This is a genomic window from Hydrogenophilus islandicus (genome assembly GCF_054657095.1).
In genome coordinates, this window is the sequence record NZ_BAAHXE010000019.1 from 14,819 (window position 1) to 39,443 (window position 24,625).

At 63.0% G+C, this 24,625-nt stretch carries 22 protein-coding genes; 16 read left to right on the plus strand and 6 right to left on the minus strand.

The window, feature by feature from the left end; genetic code table 11:
• Window positions 1-6: 6 nt before the first annotated feature.
• Complete coding sequence (locus tag ACYQ6T_RS06915) at window positions 7-813, minus strand: inositol monophosphatase family protein (protein WP_459829205.1); 807 nt, start codon at window positions 811-813, stop codon at window positions 7-9.
• Between the two features lie 66 nt (window positions 814-879).
• On the opposite strand from ACYQ6T_RS06915, the gene ACYQ6T_RS06920 reads away from it, so the two are divergent.
• From ACYQ6T_RS06920 to ACYQ6T_RS06975, 12 genes are all read left to right on the plus strand, one after another.
• Complete coding sequence (locus ACYQ6T_RS06920; RefSeq protein WP_459829208.1) at window positions 880-1,641, plus strand: RNA methyltransferase; 762 nt, start codon at window positions 880-882, stop codon at window positions 1,639-1,641.
• A 32-nt stretch (window positions 1,642-1,673) separates the two neighbouring features.
• Complete coding sequence (cysE, locus tag ACYQ6T_RS06925) at window positions 1,674-2,459, plus strand: serine O-acetyltransferase (protein ID WP_459829211.1); 786 nt, start codon at window positions 1,674-1,676, stop codon at window positions 2,457-2,459.
• Between the two features lie 80 nt (window positions 2,460-2,539).
• On the plus strand, window positions 2,540-2,968 hold the full coding sequence (locus ACYQ6T_RS06930; RefSeq protein ID WP_459829214.1) for an Rrf2 family transcriptional regulator: 429 nt from the start codon (window positions 2,540-2,542) through the stop codon (window positions 2,966-2,968).
• The gene (locus tag ACYQ6T_RS06935; protein ID WP_459829216.1) at window positions 2,965-4,119 is read left to right on the plus strand and encodes a cysteine desulfurase family protein; all 1,155 of its coding nucleotides are present in this window, start codon (window positions 2,965-2,967) and stop codon (window positions 4,117-4,119) included. The genes ACYQ6T_RS06930 and ACYQ6T_RS06935 overlap by 4 nt, the downstream gene beginning before the upstream one ends.
• Window positions 4,120-4,146: 27 nt before the next feature.
• A complete protein-coding gene (sufB, locus tag ACYQ6T_RS06940) occupies window positions 4,147-5,595 on the plus strand; it encodes a Fe-S cluster assembly protein SufB (RefSeq protein ID WP_459829219.1) in 1,449 nt (482 codons plus the stop codon).
• A 32-nt stretch (window positions 5,596-5,627) separates the two neighbouring features.
• Entirely contained in the window at window positions 5,628-6,380 is a 753-nt protein-coding gene (sufC, locus tag ACYQ6T_RS06945) for a Fe-S cluster assembly ATPase SufC (RefSeq protein WP_459829222.1), read from the plus strand.
• A complete protein-coding gene (sufD, locus tag ACYQ6T_RS06950) occupies window positions 6,377-7,690 on the plus strand; it encodes a Fe-S cluster assembly protein SufD (RefSeq protein WP_459829224.1) in 1,314 nt (437 codons plus the stop codon). Before sufC ends, sufD begins: the two co-directional genes overlap by 4 nt.
• On the plus strand, window positions 7,687-8,925 hold the full coding sequence (locus tag ACYQ6T_RS06955; protein WP_459829227.1) for a SufS family cysteine desulfurase: 1,239 nt from the start codon (window positions 7,687-7,689) through the stop codon (window positions 8,923-8,925). Before sufD ends, ACYQ6T_RS06955 begins: the two co-directional genes overlap by 4 nt.
• A gap of 12 nt (window positions 8,926-8,937) precedes the next feature.
• Window positions 8,938-9,396, plus strand: coding sequence for a Fe-S cluster assembly sulfur transfer protein SufU (gene sufU / locus ACYQ6T_RS06960; RefSeq protein ID WP_459829230.1), 459 nt, complete (start codon window positions 8,938-8,940; stop codon window positions 9,394-9,396).
• Between the two features lie 2 nt (window positions 9,397-9,398).
• Complete coding sequence (gene sufT / locus ACYQ6T_RS06965) at window positions 9,399-9,950, plus strand: putative Fe-S cluster assembly protein SufT (protein ID WP_459829261.1); 552 nt, start codon at window positions 9,399-9,401, stop codon at window positions 9,948-9,950.
• A 35-nt stretch (window positions 9,951-9,985) separates the two neighbouring features.
• Window positions 9,986-10,309 carry a Rieske (2Fe-2S) protein gene (locus ACYQ6T_RS06970; RefSeq protein ID WP_459829233.1) on the plus strand — a complete coding sequence of 108 codons (324 nt, stop codon included), beginning with the start codon at window positions 9,986-9,988 and terminating at the stop codon, window positions 10,307-10,309.
• A gap of 14 nt (window positions 10,310-10,323) precedes the next feature.
• Window positions 10,324-10,740, plus strand: coding sequence for a HesB/IscA family protein (locus ACYQ6T_RS06975; protein ID WP_459829235.1), 417 nt, complete (start codon window positions 10,324-10,326; stop codon window positions 10,738-10,740).
• An 8-nt stretch (window positions 10,741-10,748) separates the two neighbouring features.
• Here the strand turns inward: ACYQ6T_RS06975 and prmB are convergent, their stop codons facing one another.
• From prmB to dapD, 4 genes are read right to left on the minus strand one after another with little or no spacing between them, the layout of a single operon-like run.
• Window positions 10,749-11,717, minus strand: coding sequence for a 50S ribosomal protein L3 N(5)-glutamine methyltransferase (gene prmB, locus ACYQ6T_RS06980; RefSeq protein ID WP_459829237.1), 969 nt, complete (start codon window positions 11,715-11,717; stop codon window positions 10,749-10,751).
• The gene (gene dapE / locus ACYQ6T_RS06985; RefSeq protein WP_459829240.1) at window positions 11,714-12,883 is read right to left on the minus strand and encodes a succinyl-diaminopimelate desuccinylase; all 1,170 of its coding nucleotides are present in this window, start codon (window positions 12,881-12,883) and stop codon (window positions 11,714-11,716) included. Before dapE ends, prmB begins: the two co-directional genes overlap by 4 nt.
• Window positions 12,884-12,901: 18 nt before the next feature.
• The gene (locus tag ACYQ6T_RS06990; RefSeq protein ID WP_459829243.1) at window positions 12,902-14,098 is read right to left on the minus strand and encodes a PilT/PilU family type 4a pilus ATPase; all 1,197 of its coding nucleotides are present in this window, start codon (window positions 14,096-14,098) and stop codon (window positions 12,902-12,904) included.
• Window positions 14,099-14,118: 20 nt separating this feature from the next.
• The gene (gene dapD / locus ACYQ6T_RS06995) at window positions 14,119-14,949 is read right to left on the minus strand and encodes a 2,3,4,5-tetrahydropyridine-2,6-dicarboxylate N-succinyltransferase (protein WP_459829246.1); all 831 of its coding nucleotides are present in this window, start codon (window positions 14,947-14,949) and stop codon (window positions 14,119-14,121) included.
• A 77-nt stretch (window positions 14,950-15,026) separates the two neighbouring features.
• On the opposite strand from dapD, the gene smc reads away from it, so the two are divergent.
• From smc to galU, 4 genes are read left to right on the plus strand one after another with little or no spacing between them, the layout of a single operon-like run.
• Window positions 15,027-18,521: a chromosome segregation protein SMC gene (gene smc, locus ACYQ6T_RS07000; RefSeq protein WP_459829249.1), complete on the plus strand. Its 3,495-nt coding sequence runs from the start codon at window positions 15,027-15,029 to the stop codon at window positions 18,519-18,521.
• 27 nt (window positions 18,522-18,548) lie between these two features.
• On the plus strand, window positions 18,549-19,631 hold the full coding sequence (locus tag ACYQ6T_RS07005; RefSeq protein ID WP_459829252.1) for a cell division protein ZipA C-terminal FtsZ-binding domain-containing protein: 1,083 nt from the start codon (window positions 18,549-18,551) through the stop codon (window positions 19,629-19,631).
• A gap of 20 nt (window positions 19,632-19,651) precedes the next feature.
• Complete coding sequence (gene ligA / locus ACYQ6T_RS07010; protein WP_459829255.1) at window positions 19,652-21,766, plus strand: NAD-dependent DNA ligase LigA; 2,115 nt, start codon at window positions 19,652-19,654, stop codon at window positions 21,764-21,766.
• A complete protein-coding gene (gene galU / locus ACYQ6T_RS07015) occupies window positions 21,763-22,653 on the plus strand; it encodes a UTP--glucose-1-phosphate uridylyltransferase GalU (protein ID WP_459829257.1) in 891 nt (296 codons plus the stop codon). Before ligA ends, galU begins: the two co-directional genes overlap by 4 nt.
• A gap of 74 nt (window positions 22,654-22,727) precedes the next feature.
• Here galU and typA read toward each other — a convergent pair whose 3' ends face one another.
• The gene (gene typA, locus ACYQ6T_RS07020) at window positions 22,728-24,551 is read right to left on the minus strand and encodes a translational GTPase TypA (RefSeq protein ID WP_459829259.1); all 1,824 of its coding nucleotides are present in this window, start codon (window positions 24,549-24,551) and stop codon (window positions 22,728-22,730) included.
• Window positions 24,552-24,625 lie beyond the last annotated feature (74 nt).

Consider the following 24,625-nt stretch of genomic DNA (forward strand, 5'->3'; position numbering starts at 1 on the left):
ACGGGATCAGCTGGCACGCTCTGCCGTCGCGCGCTGAATCTCGGCAAGGAGCGCGGGGAAAAGTTTCGGATTGGCGGCGACGACCGAACCGTTTTCCAGAAAACGCTCCCCCCCCTCCCAATCGGTGACGAATCCTCCCGCCTCTTGAATGATCAACGCCCCCGCAGCGATGTCCCAAGGACTCAAACCCGATTCGAAAAAGCCATCGTAGCGGCCGCAGGCCACATAACAGAGGTCGAGCGAAGCGGCACCCGGACGGCGCAGTCCCGCCGTTTTACGCATCAGGTTTTTCATGATCGCCAAGTAGGTGTCGATGTTTTGCCCTTCGCGAAAGGGAAAGCCGGTTCCGATCAACGCTTCGCTCAACCGGTCGAGGCGGCTCGTGCGGATGCGACGGTCGTTGAGGTAGGCACCACCACCGCGCGAGGCGCAAAAGAGCTCGTTGCGACTCGGGTCGAAGACCACAGCGTGCTCGAGTTGCCCATGGCGGCGAACCGCGATCGAGATCGCAAACTGCGGCAGACCGTGGATGAAATTGGTCGTGCCGTCGAGCGGGTCGATGATCCATTCGTTGGCTTCGCGTTGATCCCCGGAGCGCCCCGACTCCTCGGCAATGATGCGGTCGTCGGGGTAGACTTCGCGGATCGTTTCGATGATCGCCGCCTCGGCGGCGCGATCGATCTCGGTGACGAAATCGTTCTGGGCTTTGCGTTCGATGGTCAAGCGCTCGATCTGAAGCGCCGCGCGGTTGATGATCTGGGCAGCGCGGCGAGCCGCTTTGATCGCGATGTTGAGGGTGGGGTGAACGATCATGATCGTGACATCCTGTAGGTGAGCGTGAGAGAATCGCACAATTGGTCTAAACGGGAATTTTAGCAGGTGGAGGAACGGGTCGATTTCATTCTCGTGCGGCCGCAACATCCTGGGAACGTCGGTGGGGCGGCACGGGCGCTCAAAACGATGGGTTTTACCCGGCTGGTCCTCGTTGCGCCGCAGTGTGATCCGCTGGACGCCGAGGCGGTCGCGCGCGCAAGCGGCGCGGCTGATCTTTTGCAGCGCGCCACCGTGGTCGCGAGCCTTGTCGACGCGCTCCGCTCGGTGACACTCGCTGCGGCCTTTACCGCGCGCAGTCGCGAGTTTGCCAACACTTTTCTGACCCCTGAGCGTTTTGTCGCCGAGGCGAAGAGCCATTTGAGCGCGATGCCCGAAGCGAGGGTGGCACTCGTCTTTGGCAACGAGGCGCATGGGCTCAACAACGACGAGGTGTGGCGCTGCTCTTTTCCTGTCGCGATTCCGACCAGTCCCAGCTACGGGTCGCTCAATCTCGCTTCTGCGGTGCAGATTGCCGCCTACCTTTTGGCGCGAGCATTGTCACCCGAGGGTGAGCTGGTGTTGCCCCATGCGGCGGTGCCGCAACCCGATGCGGTTCCTTGTATGCTTGCGGAGATCGACGGCGTGGTCGCCCATTTCCTCGCGGTGGCCGCAGAGGTGGGGTTTTACGACCCCCAGGAGCCGAAGCGGCTCGAAGCGCGTCTGCGCCGGTGGCTGTTGCGTTCGCGCCTCGAACGGGCCGAAGCGAATATTTTGCGTGGCTTTCTCAAACGGTGCGGAGAAATGGCCAAGAGACGGAAGTCGGTATAATCGAGCGAAACAGTCAACTTTTGAGCGCAACGATGGGTTGGATCGCCAGAGTCAAAGAGGATATCGACGCGGTGCTGCAACGCGACCCGGCAGCACGCACCCGCTGGGAGGTCGTGACCTGCTATCCGGGGCTTCACGCCGTCTGGTTGCACCGCTTCGCGCACGCGCTGTGGTGTCGCCGCTTCTATTGGCTCGCGCGCTGGGTAAGCCACCTCACGCGCTGGCTCACGGGGATCGAGATCCACCCCGGCGCCCAGATCGGCCGGCGCGTCTTCATCGATCACGGGATGGGGGTGGTCATCGGTGAGACGGCTGTAGTGGGGGATGACTGCACGATCTATCAAGGGGTGACGCTAGGCGGAACCTCACTCTACCGCGGGACCAAGCGCCATCCGACGTTGGAGCGCGGGGTGGTGGTCGGCGCTGGGGCAAAAGTCCTTGGCGGATTTACGGTGGGGGAGGGGGCGAAGATCGGTTCAAACGCGGTAGTCGTCAAACCGGTCCCGCCACGGGCCACCGCGGTCGGTAACCCTGCCCGGATCATCCTTCCCGAGGACGACGCGACCCAGCGGGACGTCGAGGAGGCGCGTCGGCGCAAGGCGGAAGAGATCGGCTTTACCGCTTACGGGGTGACACGTGACCTCGACGATCCGCTCGTCAAAGCGATGCACGCGATTCTCGATCACCTCGTCGAAGCAGATCGGCGGTTTGAACGCCTACTGCGGCAGCTCGCTGCTTCGGGGATTCATGTCGATGATGGGGCGCTCGCCCCCGACCGCGAGTTTGACCCCAAGCGGGTGAGCCGGTGGATGGAATAGGCCGCGGGGTGGAACTAATTCTTGACTTTTTTAGTCAATTATTATATCTTTGCGGGTAGCCAAAGGATAGGAAGACGACGATGAAGTTGACGACCAAAGGACGGTTTGCCGTGAGCGCCATGGTTGACCTTGCCGAGCAGCAGGGAGAGGGGCCAGTACCGCTCGCGACCATTGCCGAACGCCAGGAGATTTCGCTCTCCTATTTGGAACAGCTCTTTGCCCGACTGCGGCGAGCAGGGCTCGTGACGAGTGCGCGGGGCCCCGGCGGTGGCTACCGCTTGGCGCGACCGCTCGATGCGATTTCGATTGCCGAAATCGTCGATGCTGTCGATGAGGGGATCGACACCACCCGGTGCGGCGGCAAAGAGAACTGCTTGAACGACCACATCTGTGCCACCCACCACCTCTGGGAAAATCTCAATGCCAAAATCACCGAGTACCTCTCATCGGTGACGTTGGGGCAGGTGGTCCGGGGTGAAATCAAACCGATTCGCCGTGGGGGCCGATGAACGCTGTGTACCTCGATTGGAACGCCTCGGCGCCGCTCCACCCCGCTGCTGAAGCGGTGGTTGCCGAGTGGCTCCACGCGAAGCGTTTCGGCAACGCCTCGAGCCGCCATCGCTGGGGCGAAATGACCCGCGCCGCGATCGAAGCGGCGCGTCATCGGGTCGCTGACGCGCTTGGGGTGATGCCCAATCAGGTGGTTTTCACCAGTGGCGGATCGGAAGCGAACAACGCCTTCATCAAAGGGGTGGCCTGGGCGCGGTCCACGCCCGGTTGTGTCGCGATCTCGGCGATCGAGCACCCATCGGTCCGTGAGCCGGCGCATCAACTCACCCGCTTGGGTTGGGAGGTGGCGAGGATCCCCGTCGACCGCGAAGGGCGCATCGACCCGAAGGGGTGGGAAGCGGTTCTGGCGAAGCGGCCGCAGCTCGTCTCGATGATGCTCGCGAACAACGAAAGCGGCGTGATCCTGCCGGTTGTGGAGCTCGCGCGCGAAGCGCGAGCAGTTGGCGCGGTGGTCCACTGCGACGCGGTCCAGGCGTGGGGGAAACTCCCGCTCGATTTTGCGGCGTTGGGCGTCGACGCCCTCACCCTCTCGGGCCACAAGATCGGCGCGCCGATCGGGGTGGGGGTGCTGGTGGTGAATCGCCGCGTCGATTGGGCGCCGCTCATTGCCGGCGGAGGGCAGGAGGCGGGGTGGCGGTCGGGGACCGAAAATGGTTTGGCGATTGCTGCGCTCGGCGCGGTCGTCCCTGAGGTCACCGAAGCGCAGCCAGCTTGGGCGAACCACACCCGGGCGCTCCAGATGGAGCTCGAAGCTGGGTTGCGCGCACGGGGTGCGGTGATCTTCTCAGCAGACGCCCCGCGACTTCCCAACACCACCTTCTTTGCCCTTCCGGGGGCTGTGGGGGAGAGCTGGGTGATGGAACTCGACCGCGAAGGGTTTGCGGTGGCAAGTGGCTCCGCCTGTTCGAGTGCGCATCCCGGTCCTTCGCACACGCTCAGTGCCATGGGTGTGGACGCGTCGCTCGCCCGCTCTGCGGTTCGGGTGAGTACTGGCTGGACGACGCAGCAGGAAGAGATTGCGGGGCTACTTGCCGCAATCGACCGGATAGGTGCCCGCCACCAAACAACGGTTGCCGCTGTAGCGTGGTAAATGGAACGAGGAGTATAGGAGTATGCGATGACCTCTACCCGTGATGTTGAGGCGCTCGTTGCGCGCGAATACAAGTATGGCTTTGCTACTGAGATCGAGGAAGAGGTCTTCCCTCCAGGGCTTGACGAGACGGTGATCCGGCGGATCTCGGAACGAAAAGGGGAGCCCGAATTTCTCCTCGAGTGGCGTCTCAACGCTTTTCGTCTCTGGCAACAGATGGAGGAGCCCCACCACTGGGCCCATGTCACCTACCCGCCGATCGACTACCAGGCGATCTCCTACTTCGCCGCCCCGAAGTTGGGAAAAGATCGGCCGAAGAGCCTCGATGAGGTCGACCCGAAGCTCCTCGAAACTTACGAAAAACTGGGGGTGCCGCTCCACGAGCGGGCGCGCTTAGCCGGCGTGGCGGTCGACGCGGTCTTCGACAGCGTCTCCGTTGCGACCACTTACCGCGAGAAGCTCGCCGAGCTCGGGATCATCTTCTGCTCCTTCTCTGAAGCGGTGCGGGAGCACCCGGAATTGGTTCAGAAGTATCTCGGTAGCGTCGTCCCTCCGGGCGACAACTTCTTCGCGGCACTCAATTTGGCTGTATTCTCCGACGGCTCCTTCGTCTATATCCCGAAAGGGGTGCGGTGCCCGATGGAGCTCTCGACCTACTTCCGGATCAATGCGACCGATACCGGACAATTCGAGCGCACTTTGATCATCGCCGACGAGGGGAGCTATGTGAGCTATCTCGAAGGGTGCACGGCGCCGATGCGCGACGAAAACCAGCTCCACGCGGCAGTGGTCGAACTGATCGCCCTCGAAGGGGCGGAGATCAAATATTCGACGGTGCAAAACTGGTACCCCGGCGACGAAGAGGGTCGGGGAGGGATCTACAACTTTGTCACCAAGCGCGGCGAGTGCCGGGGCGCCCGAAGCAAAATCTCGTGGATTCAGGTGGAAGCCGGCTCGGCGATCACCTGGAAGTACCCGAGCTGTATCCTGCGGGGCGATGACTCGGTGGGCGAGTTCTACTCGGTGGCCGTAGGCAACCACCGGCAACAGATCGACAGCGGCACCAAGATGATCCACATCGGCAAGCGGACGCGCAGCACGATTATCTCGAAAGGGATCAGTGCCGGCAAGGCGCAGAACTCCTACCGGGGCCTCGTGAAGATTTTGCCCACCGCCGAGGGGGCGCGCAACTACACGCAGTGCGATTCGCTGCTGATTGGCGGCGAATGCGGTGCGCACACCTACCCCTACATCGAGGTCGCCAACCCCACGGCGCAAGTGGAACACGAAGCGACGACCTCGAAAATTGCCGAAGAGCAGATCTTCTATCTCCAGCAACGGGGGTTGTCGGAAGAGGACGCGGTGAACCTCGTCGTGAATGGCTTTTGTAAAGAGGTCTTCAACAACTTGCCGATGGAGTTCGCGGTCGAGGCCGAAGCGCTGATGCAGGTGAGCCTCGAAGGGGCGGTCGGCTGAGGAAATCGGTTTTTTATTGGGAGCGATGTTTCATGTTGGAAGTCGAAGGATTGACCGCAGCGGTCGACGGCAAACAGATTTTGAACGGGCTCGATTTGACGGTGCGACCGGGCGAAGTCCATGCGATCATGGGGCCGAACGGCTCGGGAAAGAGCACGCTCTGTCAAGTGCTTGCGGGTCGCGAAGGGTACGAGGTGACCTCTGGGCGCGTCACCTATCTCGGCAAAGATCTCCTTGCGCTCCCTCCTGAGATCCGGGCGCGCGAAGGGCTTCTCTTGAGTTTCCAATACCCCGTCGAGATCCCGGGGGTGAAGAATGTCTATCTGCTCAAAGCAGCCTACAACGCGATGCGCAAACATCGCGGCGAACCCGAGGCCGACGCGTTCGAATTTATGTCGCTCGTGCGCGAAAAGATGCGGTTGATGAAGATGGACGAGGCGTTTCTCCACCGCTCGGTCAATTCCGGTTTCTCGGGCGGTGAGAAGAAACGCAACGAGATCCTCCAGATGCTGGTCCTCGAACCCAAACTGGTGTTGCTCGATGAGATCGACTCGGGACTCGATATCGACGCGCTGAAGATCGTCGCCGACGGGATCAACCGCCTGCGCGACCCCAACCGCGCGATCGTGATGGTCACCCACTACCAGCGGTTGCTCGACTACGTCGAACCCGACGTGATCCATGTCCTCTATCAAGGACGGATCATCCGGTCGGGCGACAAGACACTGGCGCACGAGCTCGAAGCCAAAGGGTACCAATGGCTGATTGACGAGGTTGCGGCATGAATGCGCCGGTTCATCCACCCGCTTCCCTCGCGCAGCAGCTCGAGCACTATGCGCCGACACTTCCTGCGGCGGTTCACGAACGGCAACTCGCTGCGCGCAACCGTTTCCTCGCCCGGGGTTTCCCGGCGCGTCGCGACGAGGAGTGGCGCTACACCTCGCTTCAGGGGATAGCCAACCGCGCGTTTCTTCCCCCTCCAGCCACGCCAGCGATCCCGTCTCTCGGCTCAACAGGCGCCCTCTTCGGAGAGACCCTGCGGTGGACTTTCGTCGACGGTCGCTTGGTCGCACGCCCGAGCGCCCTTCCGCGCGGCGTCACCGCGCTTCCCCTAGAAGAGGCGCTTGCCGACCCCACATGGCAAGCGCGCTTTGCCACCCTTGCGCACTCGCACCACTCCCCCTTGGTCGACCTCAATACGGCGCTGGTGACCGGCGGGCTCTGTCTCCACGTGACCGATTCGGTGGCGCTGCCGCTCGAGATCGTCTGGACCCTCTCGGCGCCTGAGCGCGAAGAGAACGCCCCGATTGCGTGCCACCCGCGGCTGCTTGTCGTTGTCGAGCGTGGAGCCGATGCGACCCTGATCGAACACCACCAGGGGGAGGAAGCGAGCGCCCACTTCACCAATTCGGTCTCAGAAATCACTGTCGGGCCACAGGCGTCGCTTACCCACTACGTCGTCCAGGAGCTCCCAACGGGGGCGCACCAGGTCGCGACCCACGCCGTCGCGGTTGCCGAGGGGGGGCGCTACCGCTCGTTCAACATCCAGCTCGGCGGGCGGCTGGCGCGCCACGACTTCGACATTCACCTCGCTGCACCGCAGGCGAGCGCTGAGCTCGAAGGGCTCTATCTCGTCGGCGCCCGGCAGCATATCGACACCCACACCCGCCTCTTTCACGACGCGCCAGCGACGACGAGCCGCGAACGCTACCGGCTGATTGGCCTCGAACGCGGCCGTGGAGTTTTCAAAGGGAAGGTCGTCGTCGCTCCTGGCGCAGCGAAGAGCGACGCGCAGCAGTCGTGCAAGAGCTTGCTCCTGCACCCAGGTGCCGAGATCGACGCGAAACCGGAGCTGGAGATCTATACCGACGACGTGCGGTGTAGCCACGGGGCGACTGTCGGACAGCTCGATCGCGACGCCCGCTTTTACCTCTTGAGCCGTGGCTTGTCGCCCGAGGAGGCCGACGCGTTGCTGATCTTCGCCTTCGCCGAAGCGGTGGTTGAGTCGATCACCCTTCCGCCCCTCAAAGCCTATCTCACCGAGCGGTTGGTCGGAAGACTCCCCGAGCGGGAGATCCTGGAGGAGCAGCTATGAACGCCCCCCATTCCCCGCAGCTTTGGAACGTCGCCGCGGTGCGCGCCGATTTCCCGATCCTCCATCAGGAGGTCCACGGCCATCCGCTCGCCTACCTCGACAACGCGGCGACGACGCAAAAACCGCAAGCGGTGATCGACGCGCTGGTCCACTACTACACCGCCGACAACGCCAACATCCACCGCGGCGTCCATACGCTTGCGGAGCGCTCGACGCTGCAGTACGAAGCGGCGCGCGAAGCGGTGCGGCGCTTCCTCAACGCCGCGTCAGTGAGCGAAATCGTCTTCGTCCGCGGCACGACGGAAGCGATCAACCTGGTGGCAGCGAGCTTCGGGAGTCGCTTTCAAGCGGGGGATGAGGTGATCCTTTCGGCGATGGAGCACCACGCCAATATCGTCCCGTGGCAGCTCCTGCGCGAGCGCACCGGCATCACCCTCAAGGTGATCCCGATGGACTCGACGGGGACGCTGATCCTCGAGGCGCTCCCCGAGCTGATCACCCCGCGAACCCGTCTCGTCGCGGTGACCCACGTCTCGAACGCGCTCGGCACGATCAATCCAGTTGCCGAGGTGGTGGCGATCGCCCACGCGCGGGGTGTGCCGGTGTTGGTCGACGGCGCGCAGGCGGTTCCCCATATGCCGGTCGATGTCCAGGCGCTCGACGTCGATTTCTACTGCTTTTCGGGGCACAAACTCTTTGGCCCAACGGGGATTGGCGTCCTCTACGGGAAAAAGGCGCACCTCGAAATGATGCCCCCCTACCAAGGGGGCGGGGACATGATCCGTACCGTTTCGTTTGAACAGAGCACCTTCGCCCCTGCCCCGCAGCGGTTCGAAGCGGGGACGCCCGATATCGCCGGCGCGATCGGCCTCAAAGCGGCGATCGAGTATCTCGAGGGGCTCGACCGGCAGGCGGCAATGCGGTACGAAGAACAGCTTCTTGCCTACGCCACCGAGCGGTTGCAGAGCGTCCCGGGGCTCACCCTCGTCGGGACGGCGCGGGAGAAGGCGGCGGTCGTCTCCTTTACGATCGCGGGCGTTCATCCCCACGACCTCGGGACGATCGTCGACCGCTACGGCGTCGCGATCCGGGTGGGCCACCACTGCGCGATGCCGGTGATGACCTTCTTCGGCGTGCCCGCGACTGCTCGCGCGTCGTTTGCCTTCTACAATACCGTAGAAGAAATCGACCAGCTGGTCGACGCGCTCCGCCACGCCCGCGATCTGTTGCTCTGAATGGGAGGCTCTATGGACAGCCAACTGCGCGACCTCTACCAAGAGCTGATCCTCGACCACAAGCGCCACCCGCGCAATTTCCACGCAATGGCCGACGCGACGCGGGTGGTCGAGGGGCACAACCCGCTCTGTGGTGACCACCTCCACCTCTACGTCAAACTGGAGGGGGAGCGGATCGCCGACGTCAGTTTCGTCGGCGAAGGGTGTGCGATCTCCACTGCGTCGGCGTCGCTACTGACCGAAGCGCTCAAAGGGAAGAGCGTTGCGGAAGCGGAAGCGCTCATCACCCGGATGGTCGGCCTCCTCACTGCCGAGGGGAACGTCTCCGACCCGATGGCCCTCGGTAAGCTCGGTGTGTTGGCCGGGGTGCGTGACTACCCCAGCCGGGTCAAGTGTGCAATGCTTCCGTGGCGCACGCTCGAAGCGGCACTCTCACAAGAATCCCCTGCCGCGGTCTCGACGGAGTCATGATGATGTGGGGAAGCCGCAGTGAAACCGTTGCACTCAAACGCGACTGTCCGGTGATCGCCGTTCCTACTGGCGAACCGGCAATTCTCCCGGAAGGGACGGTGGTCGAAATCGTCCAGGCGTTGGGAGGTTCCTACACCGTTCAGCTCGGCTGGCGCCTCTTTCGCATCGATGGGGCGGACGCCGACGCGCTCGGCAAGACCCCGCGCCCCAAACCGCAACTCCCCGAAGGAGCGGATGATCAAGCGGTCGAGGCGCTCGTCTGGGAGCAGCTCAAGACCTGCTATGACCCTGAAATTCCGATCAACATCGTCGATTTGGGGTTGATCTACGATTGCCAGGTCATTCCGCAGACGAACGGCAGCCGCCACGTGCACATCCGGATGACCCTCACCGCCCCCGCGTGTGGGATGGGACCGGTGCTCACCGAGGAGGTGCGGCGACGGGTGCTCGAGGTGCCGACGGTCGAGTCGTGTGACGTGGAGCTCGTTTTCGATCCGCCTTGGGACCGCAGCCGCATGAGCGAAGCAGCCCGTTTGGCGACGGGAACCTATTGAGGAAGAGCGTTTTGCACCAACAGAGAGAGGCAAAGATGGCTGAGGAGTGGATGGTTGTTGCGAAAGTGGATGAGTTTCCCGTAGGAAGCTACCGGGTTGTGCCGCTGGATGACACGGAGGTGATCGTTGTGCGCAGCGACGTCGGGTTTTACGCGGTCGAGAACCGTTGTTCCCACGCCGAGGTGCCCCTTGCGGGGGGTACGATCGCCGACGGCGCGATCACCTGTCCGCGACACGGCGCCCGTTTTTGCCTCAAGAGCGGCGCAGCGTTGTCGCCGCCAGCGGTCGAGGCAATCGCAACCTTTCCAGTGCGCGTCGAGAATGGCGTTGTCGAAGTGCGCGACGCGCGGTGGGATTAACCAGGAGTTTGACGATGGAAGCAACCACCGAATCTGCAATCGATCAACCGGCCGAGCGGGCAGCGGCGCTCACGCGCGGCGAAGCGCTTCCAGAGAACGAGCGCATTCGGGTCACAGAGCCGGCTGCCGCCCACATTCGCAAAATGGTCGCGAAGGCCAACGCCTTAGGACTGCGGGTTGGTATCAAAAAGGCCGGCTGCTCGGGCTGGATGTACGACGTCAAGCTCGCGGAGTCGATCACCGCCAGCGACTACGCCTTCGCGGTTCCAGGGGAGCCGTGGGTCGTGGTGGTCGACGCGGCGAGTTTACCGACGATCAAGGGGCTTACCATCGACTATCAGGGCGAGGGGTTGTCGCGGCGGCTCACCTACCACAATCCCAACGTCAGCGAATCGTGCGGTTGTGGGGAGAGTTTTGCCCTGTCGCGCTAACGGAGCCGCTACCACGGCGCGGTAAGGAGAAAAACCGGCGACGGGTGGGTTGCGGTGGCGAGCCACTGCGGCGGGGGGAGGTCGAGCTTAGCCAGCGCCGCTTCCGCTTCCCGCCGGTTGTGACCGATTTCGACCAGGAGTTTTCCCCCCGCACGAAGGTACCTCGGTGCCTCTTCGACAATGCGCCGGACAAGCTCCATCCCGTCGTCACCTGCAGCGAGCGCGAGGCGCGGCTCGTGGCGAAACTCATCGGGGAGCTGCTCGAGCGCTGCAGCGGTGACGTACGGGGGGTTGGCAAGGATCAGATCAAACGGCGTGCGCCTATCCTCCTCGGTGAGCGCTGCGTAGAGGTCTCCCTGGCGAAGCGTGATCCGATCCGAGAGGCCGTAACTCTCGACGTTGATCGCGGCGACTTCGAGCGCCTCTGGCGAAAGGTCGGTTGCAACGATCGCGGCGTTGGGAAAGGCTTGCGCGGCGAGAATCGCTAAAGAGCCGTTCCCGGTGCAGAGTTCGAGCACTCGTGAGACCTTTTCTACCCCAATCGGGGTTTGATGCGCATCGACGAGCCATTCGGCGATTGCTTCAGGCCGCAAGAGTTCGGCAAGAAACGACCGCGGAATGATCACCCGTTCATCGACGTAAAAGGCGCGTCCTTGCAACCACGCTTCATTGAGGAGATAGGCAGTGGGGACCTTCTCTTCGGTGCGGGCAGCAAGGAGTTGGGCGAGGCGCTCCCGCTCTTCCCGTAACAGCCGCGCGTCGAGAAATGCGTCGAGCGCGTCGAGTGGCAGCTGCAGTGCGCGCCCGACCAGCCAACGTGCTTCACAGAGGGGCTCGGCACACCCTTGGCCGTAGGCGCAGTCGGCCTCTTCCATCGCGGTTACCGCAAAGCGGATCCAGTCGCGCACCGTCTTCAGGTGTTCGATCCCTTCGGCCCACTCCGGGCCAAGTTCCAGGGTAAAGAGGGGTTCGGTCATTGCGAAGCCTCGGGAGTAGCGAGGAGATGCTCGAGGGTCTTTTCATAGATGACCGCCAAGCGGTCGAGGTCGGCAACCGCGACGCGCTCATCCACCTGGTGAATCGTCGCATTGCACGGGCCAAATTCGACCACCTGCGGGCAGATCTGCGCGATGAAGCGCCCGTCGGAGGTTCCGCCGGTGGTGGAGCAGGTGGCTGTGACGCCGGTGACTTCAGCAATGGCTTGCTGAAGCGCCGTCACCAGAGTGCCGCGGGGGGTGAGGAAAGGGAGGCCTGAGAGCGACCAGTCGATCGCGTAGGTGAGGCGGTGGCGGTTGAGGATCGCTTCGGTTTGCGCGATGAGACGCTCAGGGGTCTGCTCGGTGTTGAAACGGAAGTTGAATTGGACGAAGCACTCGCCCGGAATGACGTTGGTCGCCCCAGTGCCTGCGTGGAGGTTGGCAATCTGGAAGGTGGTTGGCGGAAAATCGTCGTTGCCGCGATCCCAAACCGTCGCGACGAGCTCGGCGAGCGCCGGTAACGCCCGGTGGACCGGGTTGTCGGCGAGGTGGGGGTAGGCGACGTGACCCTGCTTGCCGAGCACCCGCAGGGCGCCGGTGAGCGACCCGCGGCGGCCGTTTTTGATCGTATCGCCCAACCGTTCGCTGCTCGTCGGTTCGCCGACGATGGTGTAGTCGATCTCTTCCCCCCGACGACGGAGCTCCTCGACGACGAAGCGGGTGCCGTATTCGGCAGCACCCTCTTCATCTGAGGTGAGGAGAAACGCGATCGAACCGGGAAGATCGGGCACGCGGGCAAGCAACCGCTCGACCGCGACCACCATCGCAGCCAGCGACCCCTTCATATCGGCAGCACCACGACCATAGAGCCACTTGGTGCCCGTTTCGTCGGTCACAAGCGTCGGCTCAAACGGCGGAAAACGCCACGCCGCAGCGTCGCCCGGTGGCACCACGTCGGTGTGGCCGGCAAAGAGGAGGCACGGGGAGGTACTCCCCCGCCGCGCCCAGAGGTTCGCGACGCCGTGGCTGTCCATTCGCTCGCAGGTAAAACCGAGGGGCGCAAGTCGATCAGCGATGAGGTCGAGACACCCCGCATCGTTGGGGGTAACGGAGGGGCGGGCGATCAGCGCTTGCGCAAGTTCCACGACCGGTGAGTGGGGCGTCACGGATGCTCCTTGAGGGAATCAGTCGATGCGAAAACGGGAAAAGTCAACCGCCGTGTCGGAGGAGGGGGTCTGGGTTCCCAAAAGAACCGGTTGCTCTTCTGCACTCCTCTGGGGTGGCTCGCCTCGTCCCTGGGGCGACCTTTGGGCGTTGTCCAACCGCCACGCGAGGTTACTCGGCGAATCGGCAAAGTTCATTGCGACGTCGCGCGCGACGATTCCTTGGGTGACGAGTTGTGCCAACGCCTCTTCGAAGGTCTGGGAGCCGGCAGCAAGCGACCGCTCGAGCGCTTCGCGCACAGCAAAGAGGTCCCCCTTCTCGATCGCTTCGGCAATGAGCGCGGTGTTGATCATCACCTCGAGCGCCGGGTAACGCCGCCCGGTTTTACTGGGGACGAGCCGCTGCGCGACGATCGCTCGCAGCGCCACGGCAAGGTCACTGAAGAGCAGCGAGCGCGCCTCGATCGGGAAGAAGTTGACGATGCGGTTGAGCGCATGGTAACTGGTGTTCGCGTGGAGCGACGCCAGCACCAGGTGGCCAGTGAGGGCATACTGGAGCGCCGCCTCCATCGTCTCGCGGTTGCGGATCTCGCCGATCAGGATGCAGTCGGGGGCTTGCCGCATCGCGTTTTGCAGGGAACTACTCCACGAGCGGGTGTCGGTTCCGACGTCCCGCTGGTTGACGAGCGACTTTTTGTGGCGAAAGAGAAACTCAACCGGGTCTTCCACGGTGAGGATATGGCCACTCCGTTCGCTGCTGCGGTAGTCGATCATCGACGCGAGTGTCGTCGATTTACCGCTTCCCGTTGCGCCGACCACCAGCACGAGGCCGCGCGGCGCCAACGCGAGCTCTTGGAGGATCGGCGGAAGGTTGAGCGAAGTGAGTGACGGGATCTCGAGCGGGATGTAGCGCATTACCGCCGCAGGGGTGCCGCGCTGCCAGAAGAGGTTGCAGCGAAAGTTGCCGATCCCCGCGAGCGGCACGGCGAAGTTGAGTTCCCGTTCGTGGGTGAACCGTTCCCACTGCGCTTCGTCGGCGACAAACTCGGTGAGCCATTCGGTGAGTTGACTCGCCGTGAGCGGCTGCGCGTTGAACGGGTGGGCCACCCCTTCGATCCGGACCATCACCGGCGCCCCGGCGCTCAAATAGAGGTCCGAAGCGCGCTTGGCCGCCATCAGGCGGAAGAGCTTTTCAAAGGTGGGGGTCAGTTTTGCCATGGCCAAGGCCCCCTCGCTGTTCACCCCCCGCGCAGGAGATCGTTGATTGCGGTCTTCGCACGGGTCTGGGCGTCGACCCGTTTGACAATCACTGCGCAGTAGAGGCTGTATTTGCCGTCGGCGCTCGGGAGCGACCCCGGAACCACCACGGAGCCGGCGGGAACGCGGCCGTAGTGGATTTCGCCCGTCTCGCGGTCGTAGATGCGCGTGCTTTGGCCGATGTAGACGCCCATCGAGATCACGCTATTCTCTTCCACCACGACCCCCTCGACGATCTCCGAACGGGCGCCAACAAAGACATTATCCTCGATGATTACCGGGCCCGCCTGAACCGGTTCCAACACCCCCCCGATGCCGACACCCCCAGAAAGATGGACATTTTTGCCGATCTGGGCGCACGAACCGACCGTTGCCCAGGTGTCGACCATCGTCCCTTCGTCGACATAGGCGCCGATATTGACGAAACTCGGCATGAGGACGACATTTTTCGCGATGAAACTCCCGCGGCGAACCGTCGCCGGAGGGACGACCCGGCAACCGGCAGCGCGAAACGCTCCCTCATCGAACGAGGCAAACTTGGGCGCGACCTTGTCGAAGTAGCGCGTCACGCCGTCGTCCATCACCCAGTTGTCATAGAGACGAAAAGAGAGGAGGACCGCTTTTTTGACCCACTGATTGACGACCCAGTCGCCGACGCCCCGGCGCTCCGCAACGCGAATCTCACCCCGGTCGAGCCCTGCGATGACTCTATCCACGACATCGCGAAGATCTTGCGGTGCGCTGGTGGGGGAGAAACGGGCGCGCTCTTCAAATGCGGCATCGATCGTCGCGGCAACCTGCTGCCAGTCCATCTGCACTCCTTTCGCTCGTGAATCGTTAGCAAACAGTCAATGTTATCATGCGCGCCCGGTGAATGGTCGGGTTGGTCATGAGGCTTTTGCGAATCAAGCTTTCGGGATTCAAAACCTTTGTCGATCCCACGGTGATCGCGGTCGATACCCCCTTTGTCGCGATCGTCGGCCCCAACGGTTGCGGCAAATCGAACGTGATCGACGCCGTTCGCTGGGTGTTGGGCGAAACCCGTGCCTCGAGCATGCGGGCGCAGTCGATGACGGAGGTGATCTTCAACGGCAGCAGCGGCCGGAAACCCTCTGCCCGTGCGAGTGTTGAACTCCTCTTCGACCCGGAAAACGACCCGCGGCTCGGCGCATGGGCCCGCTACGAGACGTTATCGGTCAAGCGGGTGGTCGAGCGCCAGGGTGACTCGAGCTATTTTCTCAATGGACAACGGGTGCGGCGCCGCGACGTCCTCGACCTCTTCCTCGGAACGGGGCTGGGTCCCCGCGCCTACGCGATCATCGAACAGGGGATGGTGAGCCGCCTGATCGAAGCGAAACCAGAGGAGTTGCGCCACCTCCTTGAAGAGGCTGCCGGCGTGACCCGCTACCGCGAGCGGCGCAAGGAGACCGAAGCGCGCCTCGCTGAGACCGAGGCCCACCTGGCTCGTCTCGAGGAGCGGCTCACTGCGCTCGCCGAGAGCGAAGCGCACCTCAAAAGCGAAGCGGAGACCGCTCGACGGTGGCGGGAGCTCACCGCGCAGCGAGAGCGGTGCGAACGGCTGCTTCTCGCGGTTCGCTTTCGCCGCGCCGAGGAGGCACTCACACTGAGACGTGCAGCCGAGGAGGAGGGGGCGGCGGCGCTCACCGCGTGGCAAGAGACCCACCGCCGATTGACGGAGGCGTACGCCAACGCACAGCGTGCCTACCGCGCCGCTACCGAGGCGCTCGACGCGTCCCAGGCCCGTTTCTATGAAGCGCAAGCTCACCTCGTTGATCTGCGCCACCGCGCACAAGAGGCACAGTTGCGCGAACAGGCGCTCAGCAATGAACGCACGACGCTTCAAGCTGAGCGGGCGCGTTGGCAGAGCGAAGCAGTGCGGTTGGCCGGGGAGTGGGAAACGTGCCGCGAACGGTTGGCCGAGCTCGCTGCGCGCAAAGAGGCGTTTGACGAAACATGGGAGCGCGTGCAAGAGCGTTTCGCCGCAAGTGACCGGGCGTTGCAGGGGAAGCGGCAGATCGCGGAACGACTGGTCCGGGAGCGCCACGACCTGGATAAAGCGCTCACCCAGGTGCGGTTTCATCGCGAGCGCGCCGAAAAGGATCGTCAAAAAATGGTTGCGCAGATCGCACAACTGGAAAAGGAATTCGCCCAACCCCCTGAGGAGGCCGTCGATGCTGCGCAGCTGCGCAGCGATGAGGAGGAGGTGAACAAGCGAATCGCCGAAATCGCGCGGCCGCTCGCCGAGGTTGAAGCCACGCTCGCAACACTGGAACGTGCGCAGCGCGAGGCCGACGCGGCGCTTGCCCGTTGGCGGGAGCAGCGGGCCGAAGCGGCGGGGCGGATTGAGATGCTCGAACGCAACCTCGCCCGGAGCGCGCGACCTCCTTCAACCGCACAAGAGCCCCTATTGCCGCAATTGTGGCAAGAGATTCGCGTGGCGGCAGAGGACAGCGTTGCGGTTGCGCTGGCCCTCGCCCACTGGATGAAGAGTATTCCGGGCGCTGAGAAGTGGCAGAGCGCCCCAACCCCCAGCGGCTGCGCCGTTCGTCGTCAGCCTCTTCCCGCCCCATCGGCTCCCGATTCCCTCTCTGCGCCAGATGGGGTCGTTCCGCTTCTCTCCCGGATCGAGGCAACGACCCCGGAACTGAAGGAGTGGCTGGCCGGGGCGCTTGCCCACCTCTGGGTGTGCGATACGGCAAGCGCCGAGATCGACGCGTGGGTGCTCGCCACCGGCGCCACTGTGATCACCCGCGACGGCCTCCAGATCACACCGTGGGGCTGGGTTCCGCGCGAGGCAAACGAAAAAGGGGAGAGCGTCGCGCTCATCGAGATGCAGGCGGAGCTTGACACCTGGCAAGCCCAAAGGGTGGCGATCGACGAGGCGCTCAGTCGCGCCGAACACGAGGCGGCTCAGCTTGCCGAAGCCATTCGCGCGAAAAGGGCCGAATGGTCGCAGCTCCAAGAGGAGCGCGAGCGGTGGCTCACCCGCGCCAAAGAGCTCGCGCGCGCCATTGCGCAAGCGCAAACGCAGCAAAAGTGGGCGGAAAAGTGGCAACAGGAGCGGCGCGAGCGGTGGGCGACGCTCCAAGCCGAAAAAGAGCGATGGGAAGAGGAGATCGCCCTGCGGGGTGAGGAGGAAGAGGGGATCCGCGAACGGTTGGCGCTCGTCGATGAGTCGCTCGAGAGCGCCCAAATCGCGGTGCGCGAAGCCGAACAAGCGTGGCAAGCGGCCCAAAGGGCGCTGCGCGAGCTCGAGCAGGAGCGCCAGGCAATCCAGTATGAACAGCAACAGCTTGAGCGTCACGAGGCATTGCTCGCCCAAGCGCTTGCGCGCGCCCAAGAGGAGCAGGAACGCCTCGGCCAGCGGCTCGAATCCCTTCTTCGCACGGCAAACGACGCGGAACCCGGCCCGCAACCGGAGGAGATCGCTCACGCCGCCCATCTTCTCGACGAGGCGGAACGTGCGCTGCGTGCCGCGCGTGAAGAGGTCGCGATTTGTGAGGATCGACTCCGGCAGAGCGAAACGGCGCTTCGTACCCATGAGCAGCAGCACGAGACGCTGCAGAACACGTGGCAACAGGCGCACGATGCGCGCGTTGAAGAAGAGGCGAACCTGCGGCGTTGGCAAGAGCGCCTCAACGAGTGTGCCGCCGACCTCGATGCGCTGTTTGTTCAAGTGCCCTACCTCGACGAGCGCAAACTGGAGAGGGAGATTGCGACGCTCACGCAGACGATCGACGCCCTAGGCCCAGTCAATCATGCCGCTTTTGCTGCGCTCGAAACGGTTGCCGCGGAACTCACGACATTGCGCACCCAGTGTGCCGATATCGCCACTGCAGCCGAGACGCTTCGTGCGGCGATCCGAACGATCGACCGCGAGACCCGCGAGGCGCTGCAGAGCACCTTTGCCGCAGTCAATCGCGCGTTTGCTGCCCGTTTTGCCCAACTCTTCGGCGGCGGTCACGCCGAACTCCTCTTGACCGGTGAGGAGATTCTGGACGCCGGCGCGAGGATCATCGCCCAGCCGCCGGGCAAAAAGAACGGCACGATTCAGATTCTTTCGGGTGGCGAGAAAGCGCTCACCGCAATCGCACTCGTCTTCGCCTTTTTCGACCTCAACCCCGCCCCGTTCTGCCTCCTCGACGAGGTCGATGCGCCGCTCGATGATGCCAACACCGAGCGCTACGCGCACCTCATTCGGGCAATGGCCGACAAGACCCAGTTTTTGGTCATCACCCACAACAAAGTGACCATGGCGGCTGCTGATCGCCTCATCGGTATCACGATGCGTGAGCAGGGGGTGTCGAAAGTAGTGGACGTCGATATCGAACGTGCCGTACAATTGGATTCACTGACCACTTGACCTTCAATCCGAGGACAGCGAAAAAGAATGGATACGCAACTCTTGCTCGCGTTGGCTGGAATTGCTGCCCTGGCAGGGGTCGGTTTCTGGGCCTATACGGCGTGGCAGACCCATCTTCACCGCAAACGGCTCGAAGAGAGTTTTGCGCTCCGCGGTGAGGGCGAGCGAGCAGAATCCGAAGCGGAAGATCGTTTCCACCTCTTTGGCCCGACCAAACGCAGTACGGCTGAGCAGCAAGAGAGCAAGGCGAACGAACCGCGTCGCCCGGAGCGTCCGCCAGAGCACCCCAGGCACCTCCATCGCCGTGTCGATCTGATGGTGACGCTGACCGCGCCAGACGCTATTTCCCTTGCGCAACTGCGTGAAACGTTGATCGCTGAATTTGCCGACGCGGGAGACCTCCCGATGCGGTGGCACTTCTTCGACGACACCGACAACGACTGGCAACTCCTCACCATCGAGAGCGACGGTACGGCGCATAAACTGTTGGCGGCACTCCAACTCTGCGACCGCTCTGGTCCAATCGGCGAGCGGGAGTACCTGCGGTTTACCGGTGGGATCGAACGGGTCGCCGACCGGTTGGGTCTGGTTTTCGACCAACTGGAGCCCCGGACGACGGTGCTGCGACGCGCGCAGGAGCTCGACCGCTTCTGCCACGAGGTCGACCTCCAGATCGCGATCAACCTCAAACCGCGGGAAGGGCTCTTGCGTGGAACCAAAGTGCGTGCCGCAGCAGAGGCCTACGGGATGCGTCTTGATGAGGACGGGATCTATCGCCTCTACGACGAGAGTGGCCAACCGCTTTTTGCGCTGATGGATGCAGCAGGGGAGCCGTTCATCGCTGCCGAGATGCGCGTCCGTCAGGTTCCTGGCGTGACGTTGCTCCTGGAGACGGCGCGCATCCCGACGGTGGCGATTTTCGACCGGATGGTCGCGTTTGCGGAAAAACTCAAAAAGACGCTCGACGCCGAGGTGGTCACTGACGACGGCGCTCCGCTCTCCCCCGAAGCGATCAAGTGGCTGCGCACCCAGACGGAAAAGAGCCACGAGCGGATGCGGCAGTTCGAAGTGCCACCGGGTAGTCCTCTCGCGCAACGGCTCTTTCGCTGACTGCACTTTGGAGTCGTGCTTTGACCGAGCAGAGACCTTCGCAAGTGCCGCAAGAGGTGGTGGCGCGCGTCGCTGAGTTGCGCGAAACGATCCGGCGGCTTGACGTCGCCTACTACGTGGAGAACGAGCCCCTCGTTCCCGACGCCGAGTACGACCGTCTCTTTCGCGAGCTCGAATCGCTCGAAGCGCAATACCCTGAGCTCGTCACCCCAGATTCCCCCACCCAACGGGTAGGAGGAGCGCCTGCGCCCGAGTTCCGCGAGGTGATCCACGAAGTCCCGATGTTGTCGCTCGCGAACGCCTTCACCACGGACGAGGTCGAGGCGTTCGATCGCCGCTGCCGTGAGGGGTTGGGGGTGGCGCGCGTGCGCTACGCGTGCGAACCGAAATTCGACGGGGTCGCGATCTCGCTCCTCTACCTCGACCGGCAACTGGTTCGAGCGGCGACGCGCGGCGACGGCACCACAGGGGAGGATGTCACCGCAAACGCCCGGACAATCCGCTCGATTCCGTTGCGGTTGCCCGAGCGGGCTCCTGAGCTGTTGGAGGTGCGCGGTGAAGTGGTGATGACCCACGCCGATTTTGCGCAACTGAATGCCCGGCAGCTTGCGGCCGGCGAAAAGACCTTCGCCAATCCCAGGAACGCCGCTTCGGGCAGCCTCCGACAGCTCGACCCGAGAATTACCGCCCAGCGGCCGTTGCGCTTCTTTGCCTACCAGTGGGTTCGGGCCGAAGGGGGGGAATCGCCCCGCTCGCACTCCGAAGCCCTCACCTGGCTCGAGGAGATGGGCTTTCCCGTCAGCCGTTGGCGGAGAATGGGCGAGGGGGTCGAGACACTGCTCTCCTTTTATGAAGCCATGCTCGCGGAACGGCCGCGGTTGCCGTTTGATATTGACGGCGTGGTCTACAAGGTGGATGACTTTGCCGAGCAGCAACGCCTGGGGTTTGTGGCGCGCGCCCCCCGCTGGGCGATCGCCCATAAATTCCCGCCGGAGGAGGCAATAACTCAGCTGCTCGCGATCGACGTACAGGTCGGGCGGACTGGGGCGCTCACGCCAGTGGCGCGCCTTGCGCCGGTTGCAGTGGGCGGGGTGACGGTCGCGAACGCGACGCTCCACAACGAGACTTTTATTCACCAACAGGACATCCGCGTCGGCGATTGGGTGGTCGTTCGGCGTGCAGGTGACGTCATTCCCGAGATCGTCCGTGCGCTCCCCGAGCGGCGGTCCGGAAACGAGACGATCTTTGCGATGCCTACCCACTGTCCGGTCTGCGGCTCCCACGTCGAGCGCGATCCCGAGAAGGCGATCGCCTACTGCACCGGCGGACTCTACTGTCCAGCACAGCGCAAAAGGGCACTTGAGCATTTCGCGAGCCGCCGGGCGATGGACATCGAGGGGCTGGGGGAGAAGTTGATCGCCGAGCTCGTCGACCGGGGCTGGGTCCGAACACCCGCCGATCTCTACGACCGGGAGAATCTCTCCATTGAGCGGCTGGCTACTTTGCCGCGCATGGGGCCGAAGTCGGCCGCGAATCTCGTTGCGGCGATCGACCGCAGCCGTCGCACGACGTTGCCCCGTTTTCTCTACGCGCTGGGCATTCGCAACGTCGGCGAAGCAACCGCCAAAGATCTCGCGCGCCATTTTGGGTCACTCGAGAGAATCATCCACGCGCGTGACGAAGAGCTCCTCGCTGTTCCGGAGATTGGACCGGTGGTCGCGCAGTCGATCCGCCAGTTCTTCTCTGAGCCGCACAACCTCGAGGTGATCGCCGCGTTGCGTCGCCATGGGGTCACCTGGCCCGAGGAGGGAGCTGAAGCAAAGGGAGTGGGTGCGGGACAAACGCCCCATCCTGCCGGGTCCTCCTTCGGTTCTTCCGCTTCCCAAGCGCTTGCGGGGCTCACCTTTGTGCTGACGGGAACGTTGCCGACGCTCACGCGGGAAGAGGCGACCCAATTCATTGAGGCCCATGGCGGCAAGGTGACCAGTTCCGTCTCGAAAAAGACCAGTTTTGTCGTCGTGGGGAGCGACGCCGGAAGCAAATTGCACAAAGCTGAAGCACTGGGCATACCGCTTCTCGACGAAGCGGGTTTGCGGCAATTGATTGACGAACGTAGCCAAAAGGAGCAGAAATGACCCGACCTGTGGTCCGTAAAGCGGTTTTTCCTGTTGCGGGAATGGGGACACGCTTTTTGCCCGCCACCAAGGCAAGCCCCAAAGAGATGTTGCCGATCGTCGATAAACCCCTCATCCAGTATGCCGTGGAAGAGGCAGTTGCGGCAGGAATCACCGAACTGATTTTTATTACCGGCCGAACGAAACGGTCGATCGAAGACCATTTCGACAAGGCGTACGAACTCGAATCGGAGTTGGAACATCGCGGCAAGAAGGCGCTCCTCGAGGTCGTCCGCAAGACGGTCCCCCAGGGGGTGACCTGTATCTACATTCGCCAACCCGAGGCGTTGGGTTTGGGCCACGCGGTGCTCTGCGCGCAACCGGTGGTGGGACATGAGCCGTTCGCTGTGCTCCTAGCCGATGACCTCTGTGACAACCCAGATGGGAAGCCGGTTTTGCAGCAGATGGTCGAAATCTTCGCCTACCACCGCTGTTCGGTGCTTGGGACGATGACCGTGCCGCGGGAACAGACGAAGCAGTACGGGATTGTGAGCACCGATCCGTGCGAGCAGGGCAATACCCGACGCATTCGCGGTATTGTCGAAAAACCGGAACCCGATAAGGCGCCGTCAACGCAGGCGGTGGTGGGGCGCTACATTTTGACTGCGGCGATTTTCGACCATCTGAAAAGGATCAAGCCGGGTGCGGGGGGCGAATTGCAACTGACCGACGCGATCAGCTCGCTTTTGCAAGAGGAGGCGGTCCTCTCCTACGCGTTTCAAGGGGTGCGCTACGACTGCGGTTCGAAATCGGGTTACCTGCAAGCCACCGTCGAATTTGCGCTCCGCCACCCCGAGGTTGCCGATCCTTTTCGCGCCTACCTCAAGGAGCGCGCAGCCGCCCTTTAGTCCTCCAGCAGCTCCCCTGAAGAGAGGCGGCGTTGGCCGCCTCTCGCGGGTTACCTCTAACGGGAGATCACCCCTTAGGCCTCGTCACGGGCAGCTTTGCGCCGCTCATGTTCCTTGAGAAAGCGCTTGCGCAACCGGATGCTCTTCGGCGTAATCTCAACCAGTTCGTCGTCGTCGATGAATTCCACTGCCCGTTCGAGGGTGAGCTCGATCGGTGGGGTCAGGCGTATGGCTTCGTCGGACCCGGAAGCGCGGATGTTGGTCAGCTGTTTGGTTCGCACCGGATTGACCACCAGGTCGTTTTCGCGGCTGTGGATACCGATGATCATCCCTTCGTAGACGGGATCACCCGGTTTGACAAACATGCGACCGCGCTCCTGGAGCTTCCACAGCGCGTAGGCGACACACTCGCCATCTTCCTGCGAAACCAGCACACCATTGTGGCGACCGGGGAGCGGCCCCGCATAGGGGGCGTACGCCTCGAAGATGTGGCTCATAAGGCCCGTCCCCCGCGTAAGCGTCAAAAATTCTCCCTGAAATCCAATCAACCCTCGGGCAGGGATACGGTATTCGAACCGGACACGCCCTTTGCCGTCGACACTCATGTCGATCAACTCAGCGCGGCGGCGCCCCAGCTCCTCCATCACCCCACCCTGATGGGCCTCGTCGATGTCGAGCGTCAGCCGTTCATACGGTTCGCAACGAACCCCATCGATCTCCTTGAAGACGACACGGGGGCGGCCTACCGCGAGTTCGTACCCTTCACGCCGCATGTTTTCGAGCAAAATGGTCAAGTGGAGCTCACCCCGACCTGAAACCTCGAAACTTTCGGTCGATTCGTCACCGAATTCGACCCGGAGCGCAACATTTTTCAACAACTCCTTTTCCAGCCGATCACGGATCTGGCGGCTGGTGACATATTTCCCCTCCCGTCCAGCAAGCGGGGAGGTATTGACCATGAAGGTCATGGTCAAGGTCGGCTCGTCTACGGTAATCGGGGGGAGGGGCTGGGGATTTTCCAAGTCACACAGGGTGACGCCGATCCCGATGGGGGTGATGCCACTCACCATCACGATATCGCCGGCCGCGGCTTCATCGACCGGTACCCGTTCCAGCCCACGGAAGCCGAGAATCTGTCCCACTTTCGCCTTCCCCAGAAGCGTCTCGCCGCGGTAGACCCCCACCTCCTGGTTGGGGCGGAGCACCCCTTGCTTGATCCGGCCGATGCCGAGCTGCCCCAGGTAGTTCGAGTGATCGATCGAAGCGATCAGCAGCTGCAGAGGGGCGTTACGGTCGACGGGCGGTGGCGGAACATGCTTGAGAATCGCCTCGAAAAGAGGGCGCATGTCTGAAGAGGGGGTCGCGGGATCGAGTGTGGCAAAGCCGTTCAACGCTGAAGCATAGACGACGGGGAAATCGAGCTGCTCCTCGGTTGCATCCAGTTCGGCAAAGAGGTCAAAGGTGGCGTTGATCACCCAATCGGGGCGCGCGCCAGGGCGGTCGATTTTGTTGATGACGACGATCGGTTTCAACCCCTGAGCGAGCGCTTTCTGGGTGACGAAGCGAGTCTGGGGCATGGGGCCTTCCACCGCATCGACGAGCAGCAATACGCCATCGACCATCGAAAGAACCCGTTCCACCTCGCCGCCAAAGTCGGCGTGTCCAGGGGTGTCGATGATGTTGATGTGGGCGTCACGGTAGGTGATTGCACAGTTTTTGGCAAGGATCGTGATCCCCCGTTCCTTTTCGAGATCGTTGCTATCGAGGATCCGTTCCCCCATGGTCCGGTGGTCGGCAAAAGTACCCGATTGTTTCAGCAGTTGATCGACGAGTGTGGTTTTGCCGTGGTCGACGTGGGCGATGATGGCAATGTTGCGAATCTGAGCGGGTGCAGTCATAGAATGGGTGCAGTGCGTTTTCCGAAGACGGCATTATACGTGGGTGGGGATGATGCCGCGCGAAACGTCACTCC

Coding starts and splice junctions, on each gene's coding strand:
- sufC (WP_459829222.1), top strand. CDS start 5,628: ATGTTGGAAGTCGAAGGATTGACCGCAGCGGTCGACGGCAAACAGATT.
- ACYQ6T_RS06990 (WP_459829243.1), bottom strand. CDS start 14,098: ATGGCAAAACTGACCCCCACCTTTGAAAAGCTCTTCCGCCTGATGGCG.
- typA (WP_459829259.1), bottom strand. CDS start 24,551: ATGACTGCACCCGCTCAGATTCGCAACATTGCCATCATCGCCCACGTC.
- sufB (WP_459829219.1), top strand. CDS start 4,147: ATGACCTCTACCCGTGATGTTGAGGCGCTCGTTGCGCGCGAATACAAG.
- smc (WP_459829249.1), top strand. CDS start 15,027: ATGAGGCTTTTGCGAATCAAGCTTTCGGGATTCAAAACCTTTGTCGAT.
- dapD (WP_459829246.1), bottom strand. CDS start 14,949: ATGGACTGGCAGCAGGTTGCCGCGACGATCGATGCCGCATTTGAAGAG.
- sufD (WP_459829224.1), top strand. CDS start 6,377: ATGAATGCGCCGGTTCATCCACCCGCTTCCCTCGCGCAGCAGCTCGAG.
- ACYQ6T_RS06975 (WP_459829235.1), top strand. CDS start 10,324: ATGGAAGCAACCACCGAATCTGCAATCGATCAACCGGCCGAGCGGGCA.
- cysE (WP_459829211.1), top strand. CDS start 1,674: ATGGGTTGGATCGCCAGAGTCAAAGAGGATATCGACGCGGTGCTGCAA.
- sufU (WP_459829230.1), top strand. CDS start 8,938: ATGGACAGCCAACTGCGCGACCTCTACCAAGAGCTGATCCTCGACCAC.
- ACYQ6T_RS06915 (WP_459829205.1), bottom strand. CDS start 813: ATGATCGTTCACCCCACCCTCAACATCGCGATCAAAGCGGCTCGCCGC.
- ACYQ6T_RS06955 (WP_459829227.1), top strand. CDS start 7,687: ATGAACGCCCCCCATTCCCCGCAGCTTTGGAACGTCGCCGCGGTGCGC.
- prmB (WP_459829237.1), bottom strand. CDS start 11,717: ATGACCGAACCCCTCTTTACCCTGGAACTTGGCCCGGAGTGGGCCGAA.
- ACYQ6T_RS07005 (WP_459829252.1), top strand. CDS start 18,549: ATGGATACGCAACTCTTGCTCGCGTTGGCTGGAATTGCTGCCCTGGCA.
- galU (WP_459829257.1), top strand. CDS start 21,763: ATGACCCGACCTGTGGTCCGTAAAGCGGTTTTTCCTGTTGCGGGAATG.
- ACYQ6T_RS06935 (WP_459829216.1), top strand. CDS start 2,965: ATGAACGCTGTGTACCTCGATTGGAACGCCTCGGCGCCGCTCCACCCC.
- ACYQ6T_RS06930 (WP_459829214.1), top strand. CDS start 2,540: ATGAAGTTGACGACCAAAGGACGGTTTGCCGTGAGCGCCATGGTTGAC.
- sufT (WP_459829261.1), top strand. CDS start 9,399: ATGTGGGGAAGCCGCAGTGAAACCGTTGCACTCAAACGCGACTGTCCG.
- ACYQ6T_RS06970 (WP_459829233.1), top strand. CDS start 9,986: ATGGCTGAGGAGTGGATGGTTGTTGCGAAAGTGGATGAGTTTCCCGTA.